Annotated in this window: 11 protein-coding genes and 1 pseudogene; 5 read left to right on the top strand and 7 right to left on the bottom strand. The window is 53.4% G+C overall.

Annotated elements, in window-relative coordinates; genetic code table 11:
* Positions 1-252 precede the first annotated feature (252 nt).
* The 6 genes and pseudogenes from X474_RS07230 to X474_RS07205 all read right to left on the bottom strand — a co-directional run.
* On the bottom strand, positions 253-1,623 hold the full coding sequence (locus tag X474_RS07230) for a GGDEF domain-containing protein (protein WP_197282014.1): 1,371 nt from the start codon (positions 1,621-1,623) through the stop codon (positions 253-255).
* Between the two features lie 346 nt (positions 1,624-1,969).
* Entirely contained in the window at positions 1,970-3,130 is a 1,161-nt protein-coding gene (locus tag X474_RS07225) for an acyl-CoA dehydrogenase family protein (RefSeq protein WP_044347796.1), read from the bottom strand.
* A complete protein-coding gene (locus X474_RS07220) occupies positions 3,130-4,299 on the bottom strand; it encodes a thiolase family protein (protein WP_044347911.1) in 1,170 nt (389 codons plus the stop codon). Before X474_RS07220 ends, X474_RS07225 begins: the two co-directional genes overlap by 1 nt.
* A 399-nt stretch (positions 4,300-4,698) precedes the next feature.
* Positions 4,699-5,319, bottom strand: a complete 621-nt coding sequence (locus X474_RS07215; protein ID WP_052514969.1) for an L-threonylcarbamoyladenylate synthase — start codon at positions 5,317-5,319, stop codon at positions 4,699-4,701.
* Positions 5,320-5,375: 56 nt separating this feature from the next.
* The gene (gene purD, locus X474_RS07210) at positions 5,376-7,175 is read right to left on the bottom strand and encodes a phosphoribosylamine--glycine ligase (protein WP_044347794.1); all 1,800 of its coding nucleotides are present in this window, start codon (positions 7,173-7,175) and stop codon (positions 5,376-5,378) included.
* A 155-nt stretch (positions 7,176-7,330) separates the two neighbouring features.
* A pseudogene (locus X474_RS07205) lies at positions 7,331-7,924 on the bottom strand (IMP cyclohydrolase); the annotation flags it as partial.
* A 277-nt stretch (positions 7,925-8,201) separates the two neighbouring features.
* Here X474_RS07205 and mobB point away from each other — a divergent pair.
* The 3 genes from mobB (at position 8,202) to X474_RS07190 (ending at position 10,395) form a co-directional block, all read left to right on the top strand.
* Entirely contained in the window at positions 8,202-8,741 is a 540-nt protein-coding gene (gene mobB / locus X474_RS07200) for a molybdopterin-guanine dinucleotide biosynthesis protein B (protein ID WP_044347791.1), read from the top strand.
* An 86-nt stretch (positions 8,742-8,827) separates the two neighbouring features.
* A complete protein-coding gene (locus X474_RS07195) occupies positions 8,828-9,415 on the top strand; it encodes an HD domain-containing protein (protein ID WP_082464211.1) in 588 nt (195 codons plus the stop codon).
* Positions 9,412-10,395 carry a D-alanine--D-alanine ligase family protein gene (locus X474_RS07190; protein WP_044347790.1) on the top strand — a complete coding sequence of 328 codons (984 nt, stop codon included), beginning with the start codon at positions 9,412-9,414 and terminating at the stop codon, positions 10,393-10,395. The genes X474_RS07195 and X474_RS07190 overlap by 4 nt, the downstream gene beginning before the upstream one ends.
* A gap of 82 nt (positions 10,396-10,477) precedes the next feature.
* On the opposite strand, the gene dnaK is transcribed toward X474_RS07190, so the two are convergent.
* Positions 10,478-12,382: a molecular chaperone DnaK gene (dnaK, locus tag X474_RS07185; protein ID WP_044347789.1), complete on the bottom strand. Its 1,905-nt coding sequence runs from the start codon at positions 12,380-12,382 to the stop codon at positions 10,478-10,480.
* A 217-nt stretch (positions 12,383-12,599) separates the two neighbouring features.
* Between dnaK and X474_RS07180 the strand changes: the two genes are divergently transcribed.
* On the top strand, positions 12,600-12,998 hold the full coding sequence (locus X474_RS07180) for an Hsp20/alpha crystallin family protein (RefSeq protein ID WP_052514968.1): 399 nt from the start codon (positions 12,600-12,602) through the stop codon (positions 12,996-12,998).
* 41 nt (positions 12,999-13,039) lie between these two features.
* On the top strand, positions 13,040-15,472 hold the full coding sequence (gene lon, locus X474_RS07175; RefSeq protein WP_082464210.1) for an endopeptidase La: 2,433 nt from the start codon (positions 13,040-13,042) through the stop codon (positions 15,470-15,472).
* The last annotated feature ends 160 nt before the right edge of the window (positions 15,473-15,632 follow it).

The following is a 15,632-nucleotide window of genomic DNA, read 5'->3' as shown; positions in this document are numbered from 1 at the left end:
CCCCACAACCCCATGAAATGAAAAGCCTGGAGGACCTTTTTTTAAAAAATCCCCTGAATTAAGACAATTAACTATTATTGATCTTTTATAAATTCAAACCGGAAGAGAATTTTCCCCTCTTTATAACACCTTGAACAGTCAGGCCGATTGCCAGAACCGTTTCAGCGGCTTCGCCTCATCCGGAAACATTTGTAAACAGTTGCTGGTCTTCCCATCAAACACATTGGGCAAACCACTCATATGACCTACTGGTCACTTAACATTAACCCGATTCCTGCCCTGGTCTTTAGCCTCTAAAAGCGCCTGGTCCGCCCTTTCAAACAAAGACTCGCTTTTGTCTCCACTCACACTCTGGCTCAACCCCAGGCTGATGGTTATGGAGATATGATTCTCCCCCCTATAGGAAAATGAAATCTTCTCCGCAGCCTGACGCACCCTTTCAGCCACCTTGGCGGCATCTTTGGTCTGAGTTTTGGGCAACACGATCACAAACTCATCACCGGCATAACGAAAAAGGACATCATCTCCCCTGAGAGAGGCAGAGGCCTGTTCCGCTATGGCCTTTAAAGCCCTGTCACCTGCCTGGTGGCCAAATCTATCGTTAATCCGTTTGAAATGATCGATATCAAATACTATCAAGGAAACCGGTAGAGCTTTTAGATCATCCAGGTGCTTATCCAATAAATTTGAAAAGGCCCTCTTGTTCAGGACTCCGGTCATGGGGTCTGTCCGGGCCTCTTTACCCAGCCTTTTACTTTCCTCCTGCATTTTCTGCATCTTTTCGGTGGCCTGGACCAGATCACTTCTTAAGTGTTTGAGCTCTTGTCTGGTTTTTTCCAGGGCGGCCTGCTCCTGGCTTTTACGAGACCTGATGGTTTCTCTTAAGGTGCGGACATGATTCAGCACACTGGCTTTTAAGGCCTCCAAGTTTTCATCTGATTTAAGGCCCTCGGCCAGTTTGCCCAAAGAAGCCGTAACTTTTTGATCGAACTCGCTTCCCGTTTTAACCCATTCGCGACTCGCCGAGGAAAACATGCTCGCCAGTTCCTTTTCCGTGGCCAGCACCTCTTCATATATCTCGGCCAGGGCTTCTTCGGCCCTTAGCCGCCTCACCTCACTGACCTCTTTAAACTCTTGCATAATATCTGCGACATAAGTCATTGCAGTCCTGATGTTGCCTTGATTTATGCATGAAGTTATGCGGGCAATGGCTTTTTCCAGGCTTTGGTCAAACTGATCATGCCCCAGACGCAGTCCGGCCAAAAGAGCCAAGGCAACGTGACGTCCGGCGGCCTTGGTTTCAGGGGTTTCCTTTGGGATTTGCTCCCCTTCACCCTGGATCACCAGGCTGTTTTTCAATTCTCTGACTGCCCGGTCAAGATCTTTAGGGTCCACCTTCTTGGCTGCCACCACCTTTTTAAGGCCCTCAATGGCAGACTGGACCTGGCCTTCAAGATCCGTATCACAAAGGCCGCTCAGCACCTTTACTGTGGTTTCAAAGGCTCTACTGCTCTTCTGATAGGAGTTTTCCAGGGCATCCAGTTCACGGCTCAGGCTAAGGACCCTGTTTTTAAGTTTTTTGGTCTCTGCTTCCTTTTTCCTGCCACCTGTGATCTCTACCATGACATCTCCCGGCATTCGTTCTTCCGGCCAAAACCGCTATGGGATCTACTTTTATATAAAAGCAAAGGATAACAATTAAATTATATTGGCAAGCAGCCGATATGGCTAAAAAAACCAATACACAGCTGAAATTCCATGCCCTCCCTCTCCACTAAATCAGGGTCTCAAGAGCCTTTGAATTTCCACATTTAAGATACTATTAAATTGTTAGACAAATATTTTTTTAAGCAAAAACAAAAGGATTCCTCACCTAGATCAAAAAAAAGACAAACCCCCGCGGCCAGGCAGCGGCGGGGTTTGTGCCTGGCTACGAGGGTTTGCCTTGATCTAAAGGCCTTAGATCCGATCAAAGACAGGAGGCGATAACTATTTTCTGCACCTGGGAAGTGCCTTCATAGATCTGGGTTATCTTGGCATCCCTCATCATACGCTCCACCGGGTATTCCTTTACATACCCATAACCACCCAGAATCTGTACAGCATCGGTGGTTACCTGCATGGCGGTATCGCTTGCCACCATTTTGCTCATGGCAGAGAGCCTGATCGCTTCCCTGGACACCCTGCTCAGATCCTTTGGCACCTCTTCAAAGGTGGCGGAAGCCTTGTAAACCAGTTGGCGGGCAGCCTCAATCTTGGCATCCATATCCGCCAGCATCCAGTTAAGCCCCTGGAAACTGATGATGGGTTTACCGAACTGCTCCCTTTCCCTGGCATAGGCGACTGCATAGTCCAGGGCTCCCTGGGCGATGCCCAGAGCCTGGGCCGCCACACAGGGCCGGGTAAAGTCCAGGGTCTTCATCAGAATGGCAAAGCCGTCTCCCTCTTTGCCCAAAAGGTTTTCCACCGGGACTTCACAATCCTCCAGCACAACCTCGCAGGTGGTGGAGCCCCTTATACCCATCTTGTCTTCATGCTTACCAATACTGAAACCGGGAGTTCCCTTTTCCACCACAATGATGGAAAGCCCCCCTTTGTGAGCTGCCTTAGCAGGGTCTGTACGACAGGCCAAACAAACATATTGGGCTACATCGGCATGGCTGATAAACTGCTTACGTCCGTTTATAATATACTTATCGCCTTTTTTTACCGCTGTTGTCTTTAAACCGGCCACATCGGAGCCTGCTCCTGGTTCTGTAAGGCCAAATGCCACCAAATGTTCGCCCGAAGCCAAAGAAGGAAACCACTTATCCTTTTGCTCGTCACCGGCAGCCAACATCATGGGCAGGGAGCCCAGCTCCTGAACCAAAAGCACCACCGCGCTGGAGGCGCACACCTTGGCAACCTCTTCGGTGGCCAGGCACATGGCTAAAGTGCCCATATGGGATCCGCCGTATTTCTCCGGAAAATCACAGCCAAAAAGACCGTTTTCCCTGAATATCTCCACAGCGTCCCAGGCGAATTCACCTTTTTCGTCCCTTTCGGCTGCATGGGGCGCCAGTTGCTCCCTGGCCAGACGCCTCACCATCTGCTGAAGCATCAACTGCTCTTCAGTGAGTTGGTAGGTCATTATTCCCTCTCCAAAAGCATGGACATACCCATACCGCCGCCTACACATAAGGTGGCCAGCCCCAGGGTCAGGTCACGCCGTTTCATTTCATGCAAGAGACTGATCACTATGCGAGCGCCTGTGCACCCAACCGGATGCCCCAAGCCCACACCCGAACCATTGACATTGGTTATGTCGCGGTTTAGCCCCAACCCCTGTTCGCAGGCCAGATACTGGGCGGCAAAGGCCTCGTTCAATTCGATCAGCTCTATATCGGCCAACTCTACACCGGTTTTGGCCAATAGTTTTTTGGTGCTCGGCACCGGCCCCCAACCCATGTATTGGGGATCGCACCCGGCGGCACTGCTTGCCAATATCCTGGCGATCGGCTTGAGGCCCTGTTCTTCAGCGGCCTCCCTGGACATCACCAGGCATACGGCGGCGCCGTCGTTCAAGCCCGAGGCGTTGCCCGCGGTTACGGTGCCGTCTTTACTGAAAACCGGCCTTAACTTGGAAAGGTCTTCCATGGTAAGCCCCATGCGCACATGCTCATCCGTATCAACCAAAACCGGATCGCCTTTTCTGGTGGGTATGAGAACCGGTATGATCTCCTCTTTGAATCTGCCTTCCTTGACAGCGTTTGCCGCATTCTGATGTGAGCGCAGGGCAATCACGTCCTGTTCCTCTCTGGGAATAGAATACTTTTGGGCCAAATTTTCCGCTGTCTGGCCCATGATATATCCCGGAGGGTCCAGCAAGGTGGAGCCGGAATGAAGCATCTCCCACATGGCGTCCATCATCTGATTATGGCGCAGCCTGGCCCCCCAGCGGGCCGAGGGAAGCACATAGGGGGCATTGGACATGGATTCCATCCCGCCTGCCATGACCATATTTGCCTCGCCCGATTTGATCATCATGGCCGCATAGGCCAGGGCCTGCATGGCGCTGGAACATTGCCTCTGAATGGTCACCGCCGGGACTTCAACCGGAATTTTACATTTAAGCATGGCGGTGCGCGCCGTATTGGCCTCATCCGGGCATTGCACGCAATCACCCAAGATCACATCATCCAATTGGGCCGGGTCCACGCCGGTCTGCTCCAAAAGTCTGGCCATCACCAAGGCGCCCAGTTCATGAGCCCTGACCTTGGCCAGTTTACCGCCAAAATCGCCTATTGGGGTTCTACCCATGGCCACGATAACCGCATCTTGCCCGGATCTCACTAAGCACCTCCATTGGTGAGGTAGGTTTCAAACTTGAGTGTTCACAGTAAACTTATTGGTGTTTAGAGTCAAGTGTTTGTTTTTATTAAACATGGCACTCAAGCTAACCCATTGTAATGAATAGTGATTCATTGCTCATTTGTTAACGAGGACCAATAACTTCCAAAAATTTGGCAACAGGGTATACGGTTTTTAAAGTTAATTTGTTTTTTTAAGCAGATGTGAGGGCCATCTGAAAGCAAGCCCAATACTGAAAAATCAATATAGTGGTGCCGAATAAACTAAAACCTGGAGACCGGTGGTAGGGGCTCACCATCAGGGCGTGGACACTGGCTCATTTAGCGGAAAAATTCCGGGAAGGTTCCTTTATGCGGAAGACGGGTCCACCGGCCCTGGACGTAAAATGACTATCTGGTCATTATCAACCCTGGCAACGGTGCTGGCCAAGCCACCGGGTGTTTCACCGCCATCCAGGATCAGATCCAGACGCTCGACCAATTCCGGGTCCAGATCCGCCACGCTTTTGACTGAGGGCCTGCCGGAAAGATTGGCGCTGGTGGCGGTTATGGGCCTGCCCAGGGCCAGGGCCAGGCCGCGGGCCACCGCATGGGGCGAGACCCTCACCCCTACACCGCCCTGTTCCGATACTGCGGGTCCGGGTTTTCCGGCTGTGAGGATCAAGGTAAGGGGGCCGGGCCAATATTCCTCCATAAGCCGTAAAACCAAAGGAGAAAGATCGTAGCTTAAATCTCTGGCCTGGTCCGTGGAACCCGCAATCAGGGGAAAGGGTTTCCCCTTGGGGCGATTCTTTATAAAATTCAACCTTTTAACCGCATCTTCATTTTCACTGTCCGCGGCCAGGCCGTAAAAGGTCTCGGTGGGAAAGGCAATCACCCCGCCCTGTTCCAGAATCTGGGCGGCCTTTTCCAGGGTCTCCCGGTCTTCCGGCCGAGTCAAATCCTCTTTAATGGTAATTATCCGGGGCAATTTATCTCAATTCCACCTGCTGGGTCAATATATATTGACCCAGCAGGATTAAGATACTATTCAAAAAAAGGTTCGCCGGCCAATGCCCTTTGGGTCATGGTCTCATCTGCGGTGAGGACCTTTTGGGCCAGTTTCTTGCGTTGGCCCTTAAGAGCCTTGGCAAGGTTTTCATCACTTAAGGCCAGAATCTGGGCTGCCAAGATACCTGCGTTTCTGGCTCCGCCGGAACCAATGGCAACTGTGGCCACCGGGATTCCCGGAGGCATCTGCACCGTGGAGAGCAGGGCGTCCATGCCGTTTAGGGGCGAAGAATCCATAGGCACGCCGATCACAGGTAAAATGGAATGGGCAGCCATGGCTCCGGCCAGGTGAGCAGCCCAGCCCGCACCGGCTATAATCACCTTAATACCCTTGCTAGGCGCCTGACGGGCATAGGCAACAGCCTGTTCGGGGGTTCTGTGGGCGCTGAGCACCCTGACCTCGGCCTTGACCCCCAGAATGCGCAGGGCCTCCACCGCGCCCTTCATGGCGTCCCAGTCAGAGGCGGAACCCATAATCACACCGACCTGGGCGCTTTTCTCACTTCTGGTCAGGGCCCTGTGGCCAATATCCTTGCGGTAGTACTGGCCTTCCCATTTGATGATTTCGGAGGCCTTGTAAGCTATATCAATGGCGTCTTTGATATCCTGGCCCCTGGCGGTCACACCAAGAACCCTGCCGCCATTTGTATAATACTTACCGTCTTTTTCTGAAGTACCTGCCTGGAAAACCTCCACTTGAGGCATTTGGGCAGCTTCTTCAAGGCCGCTTATCTCCTTGCCCTTGTCATACGATGCGGGGTATCCTTCCGCGGCCAAAACCACGCACACCGCAGGGCTGGTGTGCCAATGGACCTTGATCTGGCCCAGGTTGCCGTCCATCATTCCCTGGCAAATCTCGGCCAGATCCGAACCCAGGCGAAGCATCAAGGGCTGGCATTCCGGGTCGCCAAACCGCACATTAAATTCGACCACACTGGGCTCGCCCTCTTCGCTGATCATCAACCCGGCATAGAGTACGCCGCGATAAGGGTGCCCCTCGGCCTTGAGTCCATGGATCATGGGGCAGATAATTTTTTCCAGGACCTTATCCGAAATTTCGGTAGTAACCACGGGCGCGGGAGAATAGGCCCCCATGCCGCCGGTGTTGGCTCCGGTGTCGCCTTCCCCCACTGCCTTGTGGTCCTGGCTGCTCGGCATGGCCAGAACATTATCACCGTCTGAAAAGACCATGAAACTGGCTTCTTCGCCATTAAGCCATTCCTCTATGACAACCTTGGCCCCGGCTTCGCCAAAGACTTTTTTGACCATCAGGTCATCCAGAGCCGCTTCGGCCTGTTCGGTATTCTTGCAAAGGGTCACACCCTTGCCCGCGCAGAGGCCGTCGGCCTTGACCACCAGACGCCTGCCCGCGCCGCGCACATAGGCCAGGGCCTCGGCGTGATCATAAAAGACCCGGTAGGGCGCGGTGGAAACCTGGTATTTGGCCATCAAATCCTTGGCAAAGGATTTGGACCCTTCCAATTGGGAACAATATTTGTCCGGCCCCACCACCTTAAGCCCGGCGGCTTCAAACTCATCGGCAATGCCGGTCACCAGGGGAACCTCGGGACCGACCAGGGTGAGGTCAATGGCGTTATCTGCGGCAAAAGCCTTGAGGCCCTCTATGTCATCGGCCTTGATATCCACGCAGGTCGCCTGGGACTTGATGCCCGCGTTGCCCGGCGCGCAAAAAACCTCTTTCACCTTGGGGCTTTGGGCCAGCTTCCATACCAAGGCGTGTTCACGCCCGCCGCTTCCAACCACGAGGACTTTCATTTACCTGCCTCCATCATTAATCCCGCCTGGCGCCGCCGGGCGGCGAGGGGGTAATTTCCTTTGGTTTATTAAGGTTTAAACTTTTTATTAACAGGGTTTGGTGGTTAAGTGGGAGTTCTTAACAAGCGCCATACCCCTTAAAGATTTCCTTACTTGGACTGGGCCTCAAGATAATCGGCAATGGCGCCGTCATAGCCGTTGGTGAGCCTGAAGGCCTTGGCAGCCAATTTTCTGCGGGTTTTATCGCTTACGCTGCCTTTGTTTTCCTTCATTTCATCCAAGACGGCCTGATAATCAGCCGGATCCGTCACCACCGTCACATCGGCGTGATTTTTGGCCGCGGCCCTGATCAGGCAAGGTCCGCCGATGTCTATGTTTTCAATGGCGTCACTGAATGTGCAGCCGGGTTTGGCAATGGTGGATTCAAAGGCATAGAGGTTTACGCAGACCAAATCAATTGTGGCGATATGGTGCTCGCCCAACTGTGCCCTATGACTGGAATCATCCCTCCTGGCCAGAATTGCGCCGTGCACCCTGGGATGCAGGGTTTTCACCCTTCCGTCAAGCATCTCTGGAAAGCCGGTCACTTCGGAGACATCGGTCACATCCACACCGGAGCCGCGCAGCATCTTTGCGGTTCCTCCGGTTGAAATAATGCCAACCCCCATCTCGGCCAGCCCCTTGGCAAATACGTCCAAGCCGGACTTATCGGTTACACTTAATAAGGCCCGCATGATCTTTCTTTCCATTTTTCCCTCTCCGTATGTCGGCCTGGATACAGACTTGATGTTTTAACTTGGATAAAAAAAGCGAAGTATACCAAAAATTATCTGAATTTTGATTTTTCCTTACGACCGGAGTCGGTTATAAACAGGTTTAACAAACACCGGGGCCCAGGGCAAGTTAATCAAACCGGTCGGGTGCCAATGATGGCTTGACCCGAAATTAGCCAAACCATAAACTAGATTTTAATGCTCCACTTAAGTGAGCGCTGTTTTTTTCTCGCGCTGGGACCGGAACAATCAAATGTTACCCTTGCTTGGATTTTGCGGATTTTCCAATAGCGGAAAAACCACCCTGGTTTCAGCTGTGGTGCGGGAGCTGACTGCATACGGTTTAAAAGTAGCGGTGATCAAGCATCACGGACATCCAGAGGGTCTGATCCGGCCGGAGGAGCTTAAGGATACGGATAAATTTTCCCGGGCCGGAGCGGAATCAGTGGCCTTGGTGCACGAAAAGGGTATCCTGTTGGAAACCCGAAGCGACCCCAAAGACCTCGCCCCCGCCCTGGTTGCGGCCAAATATTTTAAGGACCATGATTTTGTACTGGTCGAGGGATTTAAAAAGGCTTCGATCCCCAAGATAGAGGTGGTTGCTCCGGGTAAGGAGCCTCATCTTTTGGGGGAAAAGACCTTGCTCGCCCTGGCCAGGCGGGCGCCTTTGGAAAAAAGTTTTCAAGGCCTGCCTGTTTTAGATGCAGACCAGCCTGTAATGGTGGCCAAATTCATTTTAAAGGCCTTCCCCGGCCTGATTGAAAAAATCACCCGGGCCGGGCAAAAACCTTAAACCTTGCCGGGGCCGACTATTGCGCCTTAGTTGCGCAAACAGCAAAACGGCCTGCCCAGTCGTCCCTGTTGCCTCAGAGGTGGATTTTGTTTCCCGAATATATAGCCATAAGCAAAGATACTCCGGTTCCAACGCCCGAGCTTGTCCGCTCCTGGTGGGATGAATACGGAATGCTTGATAATATAAGGGCCCACTCGTTTGTAGTCTCCCAAGTAGCGCTTTTGGTAAATCAATGGCTCGCTGAATCCGGCCTTGCCTTAAGGGAAGACGCCGTTTTGGCCGGGGCTCTGGCCCATGATATCGCTAAAACCCAATGCCTTAATTCAGACCGCCTGCACTCTGAAGAAGGTTACGAAATACTGTTTAAAAAAGGTTACCCCGAGCTGGGTTACCTGGTGAGGGCTCACGTATATCTGCCGGAAGGTCATCCTCTGGACGAGACCATGGTGGTTAATTACGCAGACAAAAGGGTCAAGCACGACCGTATCGTCAACTTGAACGACCGTTACGATTACATTGAAAAACGCTACGGCAGAGGCGAGCCTGAACGAATCGCCCGCATTGCCAAGGGCAGGGCCAGGGCCTTTGAAGTGGAAGACCTGATCTTCAAACAAATCGGCCTCATCCACACACCATCTGAAATAAGCAACCGCCTGGAGGGGGCAGCCGCATGACCAACCCGCAAGAAAGAAAACTTAATGTGGCTGTACTTTTGGGCGGAGACTCCTCTGAACGCTCTGTATCCATAAAATCGGGGCGTTCGGTGGTGCAGGCCCTGAACCCCAAGATTTACCGGGTAAAGGTCTACGATCCTTCGGTGGATATACCCCGCTTGATGAGAGACGCCCACGAACTGGATGTGGCGCTTATCATGCTGCACGGCAAAGGCGGTGAAGACGGCCGTATTCAGGGAATGCTGGATCTTTTGGGTATTCCCTATCAATGCGCCGGTCCCCTGGGCTGCGCCGTGGCCATGCACAAACCCATGTCCAAGGTGCTGTTTAAAAGTGCGGGCCTGCCCGTGGCCCCGGATCTCCTCCTTCATAAGGGGCGGCCTCTGGATATCAAGCACATCACCTCATTGGTGCCTTTACCCGTGGTGGTGAAACCCGCCACAGAGGGTTCCAGTTACGGGGTGGCCATAGTAAAGAAAAAAGAAGAACTTTTGCCTGCCATTAACGCTGCCTTTCTACTGGACAGACAGGTAATGGTGGAGAAATTCCTGGTCGGCAGAGAAGTCACTGCCGCTGTGATGGGTGATCAAGAGCCGGAACCTTTACCGCTTATAGAGATAATTCCCAGCGAAAAATATACTTTTTTTGACTTTTCCGCCAAATATCTGCCCGGAGCCAGCCAGGAAATCTGCCCGGCCGAGCTGGATGAAAAACAGACTCGCATAATCCAGGATATGGCGATCAGGGCGCACCAAGCCCTTGAGCTGGAAGGATACTCCAGAAGCGACTTCATCCTTACGGCAGACGGTCCCTTTATTCTGGAGACCAACACCATTCCGGGCATGACCGAGACCAGCCTCTTACCCAAGGCGGCCAAGGCCGGAGGCTATCCCCTGCCCGCCTTTTTAAACAAGCTGATCGACCTTGCCCTGGCCAGGGCAAGCAACAATTCCCCAAACTCGTGTTCCATTCAGTTCTAATCCGGGGAGACTGAAGCCTGACTCAAAAACAAGCCCTGGCCGCCTTCCGGCGGCCAGGGCTTTTAACTTAACAGGTCGAAAATTATTGCTCAGTAAACTCGGCATCCACTACATCATCATCCGGTTTGGCTGACCCTGCCGACTGGCCTCCGGGTTGCGGCCCGGCTCCCTGGTCCCCGCCCGCCTGACCGGCCTGGTACATGGATTGGGCCATGGCGTGGCTGGCGTTCTGCAGAGCTTCAAAGGCGCTGTCCATGGCGGCTCTTTCTCCGCCTTCCAGGGCCTTTTTGGCCTGTTCCAGAGAAGTCTCCATGGCGCCCAGGGTTGAGGCGTCGAGCTTTTCCTTATTCTCGTTCAAAAGCTTCTCAGTCTGATAAATCAAGGAATCAAGACGGTTCTTGGATTCCACGGTCTTTCTGCGTTCACTGTCCTCGGCCTCAAAACGCTTGGCGTCACCCACCATGCGCTCCACATCCTCATCACTCAAACCGCCGGTGGCCTTGATCTCAATGGACTGCTCCTTGCCGGTGGCCATATCCTTGGCGCTGACATGGACAATACCATTGGCATCTATATCAAAAGTCACCTCGATCTGGGGCACTCCCCTGGGGGCCGCCGGTAAACCGGTTAACTGGAACTGTCCCAGGGTCCGGTTGTCCTTGGCAAATTCCCTTTCACCTTGCAGCACGTGGATATCCACACTGGGCTGGTTATCCGCCGCAGTGGAAAACACCTCGCTCTTCTTGGCCGGGATGGTGGTGTTTCTCTCTATCAAAGTGGTCATGACTCCACCCAAGGTCTCGATACCCAGGGAAAGCGGGGTCACATCCAGAAGCAAGACGTCATTCACCTGGCCACCGAGCACGCCGCCCTGAATGGCTGCGCCCATGGCAACCACTTCATCCGGGTTGACGCCCTTGTGTGGCTCCTTGCCAAAGAATTCCTTTACCAGCTCCTGCACCTTGGGAATCCTGGTGGAGCCACCGACCAGCACCACTTCATCAACCTGACCCTTGTCAATACCGGCATCCTTCAAAGCCTGCTCGCAGGGTTTCAGGGTGCGCTTAAGTTCAGCTTCCACCAAGGCCTCGAACTTGGCTCGGCTCAGCTTCAGGTTCAGGTGCTTGGGCCCATTTTGATCCGCAGTGATGAAAGGCAGGTTGACGTCCGTCTCCATGGCGCCGGAGAGTTCCATCTTGGCCTTTTCCGCGGCCTCGCGCAGCCTCTGCAGGGCCATGGGGTCCTTGCTCAAATCCACGCCCTGATCCTTTTTAAATTCCTCCACCAGCCACTCGATCACCCGCTGGTCCAGGTTGTCGCCGCCCAGATGGGTGTCACCGTTAGTGGCCTTTACCTCAACCACTCCTTCGCCGACTTCAAGCACCGAAATATCAAAGGTGCCGCCGCCAAAGTCGTAAACCGCTATGGTTTCATTGGTCTTTTTATCCAGGCCGTAAGCCAGGGCTGCGGCAGTGGGCTCGTTTATGATGCGCTCCACCTTGAGCCCCGCGATCTTGCCCGCATCCTTGGTGGCCTGGCGCTGGGCATCATTGAAATAAGCGGGCACTGTGATAACAGCACTCTCCACCTTTTCTCCGAGATAATCCTCAGCCGCCTTTTTGAGCTTGCTCAAAGTCATGGCGCTTATCTCGGGCGGGGTGTAATCCTTGCCCCTGATCCGCACCTTGACCAAATCATCACCCACCACTTCATAAGGCACCTGAGATTCCTCTTCGGCGACCTCGGCCTTGCGTCTCCCCATGAAACGCTTGATGGAATAAACCGTATTGGCGGGGTTGGTCACGGCCTGCCTCTTGGCGGCGGCGCCGACCAAACGCTCACCCTTATCCGTTATAGCGGCCACACTGGGAGTGGTTCTGCTTCCCTCCTCGTTGGTGAGAACCTTTGCTTCAGAACCTTCCATGATCGCCACAACCGAGTTGGTGGTGCCCAAGTCGATACCGATGATTCTTTGATTGTCCGCCATAATTACCCTCCTATATTTTCGGGCTGTCTCCAGCCATGCGTTACTTAATAGACTTTTGTATAAGAAAAAAGGTTTTTTCCGAAATTTCCATACAATCCAAAGGTAAGTACGCCCATCACCAAGTCAAGTAGGGGTTTTTAATGAGGGGGGTTTTTTTTTGGCAAGAGCGGACTTACCTTATCGCTTAAGTCCGATTGTTTTTCTGCGGAGGACCCTTATGAGCATGATTATACGTTTTTCATCCGGTGATCTGATAAGTGGACGCATGCGCCGCATGCTGGAGCGCATAGCTCTTTATGACCAATCAGACCAGGGTTCCTGGTCGCCTGCGGTGGACATTTATGAAACTCCGGATCAAGTGGTCATTGTGGCCGAGCTGGCCGGAGTCAATAAAGACCAGGTGCAGGTGATCTTAGACGACAATGTGGTGAGGCTTTACGGCAGGAGGGAGCCCACCTGTTGTTCAGGAGGCGCCCGTTTTCACCGCATGGAGATTGAATCAGGAACTTTTGTCCGCTCCTTCCGGATAACCCCGCGCTTTATCCCGGAAAAGGTCCAGGCTCAGATGGAAGACGGCCTTCTTTACATATTCCTGCCCAAAGAGGAATCAAAATAATCAGGGCCTCAAGCCAAGGGGTATTCAGAAAGGATATGGTAATGAGCGATCAGTATCGCATTCTAAGGCCTGACGGCCCTATAGAAGTCAATATCGGCCTGCCGGAGCTTGATGAACAGTCCCGGGAAAGACGCGGCACGGCCCTGCCCGCCACCTTGCCGATCGTACCGGTCACCCAGGTCAACCTGTTTCCCAGGATGGTCATACCTGTGGTGCTGGAAGGTAAAAAGCACCGTGAGCTGGTGGACGAGGTTGTCAACACCAACAAGCTGGTCGGCTTTTTAGCCTACAAAGAGGAACCGGCCACTCCGGATGGCCCAGAGACCAGGGACATGTTTCACAAAACCGGCGTGGCTGCCCAGGTTCTCAGGATGATAACATCTGAAAACGGGGACTTAAGTCTGGTTATCCAGGGGCTGACCCGTTTTCACACAGGCGATTTCGTAAGCCTGGAGCCCTTTATCAAGGCCAGGGTGGAGATGGCGCCTGAGACACACGTAGATGACGTTGAAACCAAGGCCCTTATGAGCAACCTGCGCTCCGAGTTGCGCAAGGTGGTTAAATTGTCCCCCAACCTGCCGGAGGAAATGGAATCTTTGATCACCAGCGTTCCCGAACCCGGAGCGCTCTGTGACATGGTCTCCACCATTCTCAGCATGAGTCCGGAAGAAAGGCAGGGTGTGCTGGCCGCCTTGGACGTAAAAGAACGCCTGCACATGATCCGTGAGTTTGTCAACCGGGAGATTCAGGTGCTGGAGCTTGGGTCCAAGCTTCAGAATCAGGTCAAGGAAGGTCTGGACAAGACCCAAAGGGAATACTATCTCAGGCAGCAGCTCAAGGCCATTCAAAAGGAACTCGGCGAGGAAGCGGACGAAACCCAAAGCGAAGTGGAGGAGTTCAGACGCAGGCTGGATGAGAAGAAACTCACCGAACAGGCCCGCCAGGAGGCTGACAGGGAGTTGAAACGCCTGGCCAACATGCACCCTTCTTCCAGTGAATACCATGTGATAACCACCTATCTTGACTGGCTCGCCTCCCTTCCCTGGGAGGAATATTCCGAAGACCAGCTGGATATAAAAAATGCCCGAGCCATCCTGGAGGCGGACCACCATGGGCTGGAAAAGGTTAAAAAGCGAATCCTGGAATATCTGGCCGTGCGCAAGCTCAACCCGGACATGAAAGGCCCCATCTTGTGTCTGGCAGGTCCTCCCGGAGTGGGCAAAACCTCCCTGGGCCGCTCAATCGCCAGGGCCATGGGCCGGGAGTTTGTACGCATCTCCCTTGGCGGAGTGAGGGACGAGGCGGAGATAAGGGGACACCGCCGCACCTATGTGGGGGCCCTGCCCGGCCGGATCATCCAGTCCTTACGCAGGGCGGGCACAGCCAACCCGGTCTTTATGCTGGACGAGGTTGACAAGGTGGGCGCCGACTTCAGGGGCGACCCCACCAGCGCCCTTTTGGAAGTGCTGGACCCAGAACAGAACTTCAGTTTCAGCGACCACTACCTGGATGTGACCTTTGACCTTTCCAAGGTAATGTTCATAGCCACCGCCAACGTACTGGACACCATTCCCGCGCCCTTGCGCGACCGCATGGAAATCCTTCATCTGCCGGGGTACACGGCAAATGAAAAATTGAAAATTGCCAAACGCTACCTGGTGCCGCGGCAGAGAAAAGAACACGGCTTGACCGGTAGTGATTTCAGCATAACAGACGCTGCCGTCACCAAAGTTATCGAGCGTTATACCAGGGAGGCCGGAGTCAGAAACCTGGAAAGGGAAATCGGCTCCATCTGCCGCTATGCAGCCAGAACCATTGCCGAAGGCGAGGCCGAGAGGGTTTCCGTTGGGGTTAAAAAAATAAACGCCGTTTTAGGGCCCGAGAAAATAACGCCGGACACCGCGCTTAGAACCTCTGTGCCCGGGGTGGCCACCGGTTTGGCCTGGACCCCCACCGGAGGTGACATCCTGTTTATCGAGGCGAGCGCCATGCCTGGTAAGGGCGGCCTGGTGCTTACCGGCCAGTTGGGTGACGTTATGAAGGAATCCGCCCTGGCGGCGGTGTCCTATGTACGCGCCAATGCCGATCTGCTCAAGGTTGACCCGGATTTTCACAAGGAAAACGACTTGCACATCCACGTGCCGGCCGGGGCCATCCCCAAAGACGGGCCCTCCGCCGGAGTGACCATGTTAACCGCCCTGGTGAGCCTTTTAACCAACAGAAGCGTTGACCCGGAAATGGCCATGACCGGTGAAATCACCTTGCGGGGCATGGTCTTGCCGGTGGGCGGAATCAAGGAAAAAATTTTGGCCGCCCACAGGGCAGGTATAAAAAAGGTTATCTTGCCCAAGCAAAACGAGAGAGACTTAGCCGACGTGCCAAAGGCGGTGAAAAACTCCATGGAGTTTTATTTTGCCGAACGCATGGACCAGGTGGTTAAAAGGGCGCTGGTCAAGCCCAAATCAAATAAATAACCCTTAACATCCCAGATCCAGTAACAGCGCCGGACGGCTTTATCGCCTCCGGCGCTTTGTAATCCTCCAATAAACTCCTTTTCGACTTTTTCAAATCTCGCTTAAAACTTAATGGTTTTGCAAAAGGAAACTAATTTTAACGACTGTTAAAAAACTCGCG

The organism is Dethiosulfatarculus sandiegensis (assembly GCF_000931935.2).
GTDB lineage: Bacteria > Desulfobacterota > Desulfarculia > Desulfarculales > Desulfarculaceae > Dethiosulfatarculus > Dethiosulfatarculus sandiegensis.
This window is presented reverse-complemented; position numbering and strand designations above follow the sequence as displayed.